The sequence below is a fragment of the Endozoicomonas sp. ONNA1 genome (assembly GCF_024606325.1).
Taxonomy (GTDB): Bacteria; Pseudomonadota; Gammaproteobacteria; order Pseudomonadales; family Endozoicomonadaceae; genus Endozoicomonas_A.
Window position 1 is genome coordinate 1 of sequence record NZ_JAHHPN010000363.1, and the last position, 4,742, is coordinate 4,742.

At 50.1% G+C, this 4,742-nt stretch carries 1 protein-coding gene; it reads right to left on the reverse strand.

The annotated features are described in order from the left end of the window. Positions 1–4,742 (reverse strand): hypothetical protein (locus KDK19_RS08360; protein WP_257291724.1); only part of this gene is annotated, 4,742 nt, incomplete at both ends.

The window sequence follows — 4,742 nt, forward strand, 5'->3', positions numbered from 1 at the left end:
CGGGTTAATTGCAGTAACCCATCCACTTCCCCTGAGCCAAGGTTTTGCCACGAGGCCACTCGCTTAGTATCGACACTCACCATGCCAAACACCCGGTCACCACTCTTGACCAGTGGCTGGCGTTGCCCTTCGCTAATGGCTACCGGGTCAATGACACGGAGGCCGTTTCGGGGGCTCAGCGACATGGGCTCAACAGGTAACTGGAACGCCTCTCCTTTTGATATCCTGAGCGACAGAGTTTCCGCAAAAACGCTGTACACGGATTTATCGAACAGATGCCCTCTTAGAACATTTTTATCAATATTGGCGAAATCAGTGATGCGACGGGCAGACGCTTTAACAGCCGCAGTGAAAGCATCAAAACCTTTTTTTTTCAGTGTCTCACTCAGCTCTCTCGCCGCATTTTGCGGTAACTCGCCGGCCACCGCGTCACTGACACCCGTCAAGGGCATGAACCCTGTGGAAACGTCAGGCGTCACTTGTCTGGCAATTTTGGTAATGCTTTGAAACAGGAAGTTGGTAAACAGGGACTTAATATAAGATCGGTGCTGGCTGCCAACAGGCATATATCTCAGTGCCAGTTGCTCTGCTTCTAAACGACACTTGGCAAGAAACCGTTGTACACTTTCACTGGGCATCAGGCGATTCAGGCCGGATAGCGGGCTTCCCCAGGACTGTAAATTGACGAACACCCGATGGTTGACCGGTGACCCTTTGGGGGACCTTGGTTTAGCATCAATAAAATCAGGCAGGGAAGTCTTAATTTTTTCAATCAGCTCATTGTTCACCGCTTTAAAACGCAGCTGTTTGCCTGAAGTCAGTTCCACCAGTTGTTGGTTAACACGCTCAAGGTTTTGAACCAGATAGCGACCGTTCGCCTGATCATCACGCAGCGTTTTGGTTAGCAGCTCACGGATCGTTGCCACTTCCAGACCGGAAACCGCCTTAAACGACTCAGGATCACTGATTTCCAAACGCAGGGAGTCTGCAGTGTCCATCACCAGCCGTGCATAAGGCTTGCCATCCTTCCCCGGAGGCATTTCTGCAACAACAACATGTCGATTAAATTGGTCATAAGCCCCCTGTTCATCAATAGTCAGACGCAGTCCCCGGGCTACCTCAATGGATCGGACGACAAGTTGCTCATCTCCCCTGGCTATGGCGTCCGAGGTTTTTTGCTCAATGGCGGGCAATCCCAGACTTTCCCTGATGCGGTTTTCATACTCAAGCTCACCACTGGCAGGCAACAGCTCCGGAAACACACTGGCCAGCCTGGGAAACAGCTGGGTGCTATCACTGATTTCAGCTCCCTGCCTGATGGTTGACGGGTCTATCTTTATTGTCACAAACCCATTTTGTCCCTGGTAGCGCTCAAGGCGATTATTCTGGCTAATAGTGGTGTCCAGTGTCAGCAGAACCCTGGCCTGACCGGGAATGAGGCGGGAAACTTTTCCTTCGGCTGCCTGGGAAACCTGCGGGAGATCACTCAAAGAAACTGGCCGGGCCAGCTCTGTGGCCAATGATTCCAAACGTGTTTTTAATGCCTTGCCTTCGTCGGTACTCTTAAAAAAAAGCTCCAGCGAATGATGCATTTTTTTTACTTTCTGAATGCCATCAATGTTCTGGTCAGCCAGTCCTGCGGGGAGATGAAAGAGAATGAACCTCAGTTCCGGGTCAGAAGCAGTAAATAACCAGCCTTTCTTGGGCTGACCTGTTGTGGGGTTCAGTTCGCTGTCCACTGCAATAGCGTCCTGAATGTGCCGGACGGTTGTTGTCTCAGCGAAGGGCACGATCCGCACATGCTTCGGTGCGCTGTTTACATCCGGTTGCTGTCCATCACTTTTAGCATTTTGTAGAACGATCCCATACTGACCACTGTCTTTCATCCTGACCAACCAGAAACGCGAGTCCTCTCCCGAACTGACGACTTCTGTTGTCTTAATGTTTTGGGGGCTCTGCAAAAAGGGGCTGACCTGTGGCTTTATCAAGGCGGCTTTATCAAGGTTCAAAACCAGACGGTCAGTGCCTGAATCAACATCAGTCCTGACCAGCCTGATCTCACCACTGGAGTTGTTAATCAGCAGCTTAAACGCCAGCCGCTCATAAGAGGCCGCTTTGCTCCTGTAAACAAGCTGCCTCTGCTGACCGTCATAATCACTGATGGCAAATTCAAGAGGTTGCCTGCCATTGTATTCAAACTCGGAAGGATCAAGAACCACCACTGCATTGCCGGTGGATGGAAACTCGACCCGCGCCAGACCATCATCTCCCCTGACCTGCCTGAGCACTGACCGCAATGCTCTGGTCATGGATACGATCGTTTTTTGCTGGCCTGACACAGCGTAGTCTTTCATCCTGGTCAGATGTTCAGGACCGATGGCTTTTAACAATGCGTCTGCTTTTTCCCGGTTGCCATTAACCGGGTGACTCAGGGTTTCATAGGTTTTGGTCACAGCCAAAATAAAGAGGGCACGCTCCGCTTCCGACACCTGGCCAAGGTATTGAAAGGCCCGGGCAAACACCTGCTTGAGTCGTTCTGGTGGTAAATGTTTAAAGGCCACCTCGAAGTCAGTAAATAGACCGAAACGAATCTGCCAGTTGTGTTCCTGACCGACCATTATCTTGTGATAAAGGCTGTCTGTTGACCTCGGTACCTCGACCAGGTCATAACGAGCCGTGAAGCCAACGGTATCGACAAAGTCAACAAGGAAATCCTGCCGGATATTTTCATTCCAGATCGTACTAATCAGCTTTCTTCTGCCGTCAGTCAAGGCTTGTGCCGGGTCAGGTTTGTTCGTGTAACTGGCGGCCAGGGCTAACGGGTAAAGGGTTTTAACAAGACCGGGAAGGCTTTCCCCTTCGGCACGAAGGGTTCCCAACTGCACTTGCACTGGCCGGGCCGGGTCATCCCGGTCATACATCAGTATCCTGCTCTCAGCCGGCGACCACTCTGGCATCAATTCAATGCGGATGCCCCTGCCCGCATTTAAATCAAGCTGGTCACCGGCTTTAGTGCCCAATGCCTCCAGTTTTTCCACTATTCCTTTTTCTGAAAACTGGCGGACGATCGCATTAATATCCAGTTGCAACTGATGCTTGTTCAGACTGCCGGACAACAGTGCCTGCCTGTAACGGTTTTTATCAATCACCAGAATCGTTTTTGGTAGAAGATCTACCCTGTTTATTTTGATCTCATTCAGGTCGATGCCGTCGTAGGTTACCCGGTAGTTGCTGTCGTCCATGTCGTAGGCAAGATCGTTCCTTACGCCAACCACCAGGGTTTTCAGACCGTCCTGATCTTTCCGGTAAAAATCCCTCATTGACCTTTCTGCATCAAATTCCAGCTTGATGGTCGTCTTCCCACCAGCAGTCTCAAACTCAACCGGAGGCGTTTTAGAAAGAGCATGGAGTTGCGCCAGCCTGATAACCCTTTTACCGGAATCTGGCTGACTGTCTGACTGACCATAGAGCAGATCGGTGTACAGCTCACGGGCCCCGCGCCTGATCAGCTCACCCAGCAAATATTGCCTGCTGGCATCACCAATAAAGGCAGAGTCTTCTTTCCGGCTCAGATCAATGAAAATGTCTTCCACTTGCCGGATGCGGTCATCCGTCAGGCCGACCAGCTTGTCCTGCAGACTTTCATAAAAAAAATCGCTCTGGTTAAGCACGGCGTAACTCGCCGCTTTGCGTCCCAGGCCTGAAATAAAGTGCCGGGTTGCCTCAGGATTAGTACCCAGGGCATCGGGGTTCAGCATCAGTGCCAGCCAGCCGTTCAAGCCTGAAGCGTCGGGTGATTCTTGAACCAGTGACATTATCTCCGAGTCAGTATGCCTGATTTCCATTTTGACATGATGTTGACCATCAGCCGTTGCCACAATCGGTAGCCTGGAGCCAGAGTTAAGCATTCCCATATTAAGCAGCTCACTTTTGCCTTGCGCGATAGGAATGACATTTAGGTCTGTTGAAATAATCGGAGAGCGAACCGGAGCCTGAAAAGCACCATATTTCTTCCTTACCGCAATGGCTTCCACAACGCTTTCGACCCGCTCCATTAGCTGTAGTCTTTTAGTTTCCGGAAAGGTTCTGTCCTCGGGAAATCGCGACAATATTTCTTTATGCATCTCATCCGTCAGGCTTTCAATAGAATCCCAGGAAAAAAAACGATCCAGTGTGTCGACTTCCCGGTCACTCAGAATGGAGGTAATGGCCTCGATTTCCGCAAACCTGAACAGAAAATTCACTCTCGTCTTTTTTTCCTGATCAGGATCAGACGCTCGATAGATGAAATATCGTTCGAAGAAAAAATGGGTAAGGAAAGACCTTATATTCTCGCTGACCGGCCCCGTATCAATGCGCTTTGCGTATTGATGAGCCAGGATCCGGGCATTCAGGAAATCGGGGAACACTGATTTTGTGCTTTTTCGATGAATAAGATCTTCAACCATGGCAAACGGGTCACCAATGGCTCGATAATTACCATTTAATGTTGCCTGGGTTCTGACAGCCCAGGGTTCCCGTTGCTCGTTACGAGTGAACCTTATGTTTTCAAGTGGCGTATTACCGGTAAAATCAGGATTAAGGCGAAGTTTGTACTCTTCGGCATCATCACCTAATGACTCCAGGCTTTTATTAAACCGGTCAACAAAATCCTGCAGCGACTCCACTCTGGACTGGGGAACAGCCCTGAAGCTTTTTTTCAGCTTTGACATTACCCGGTAGTAGGTTTTCTCATTATATTC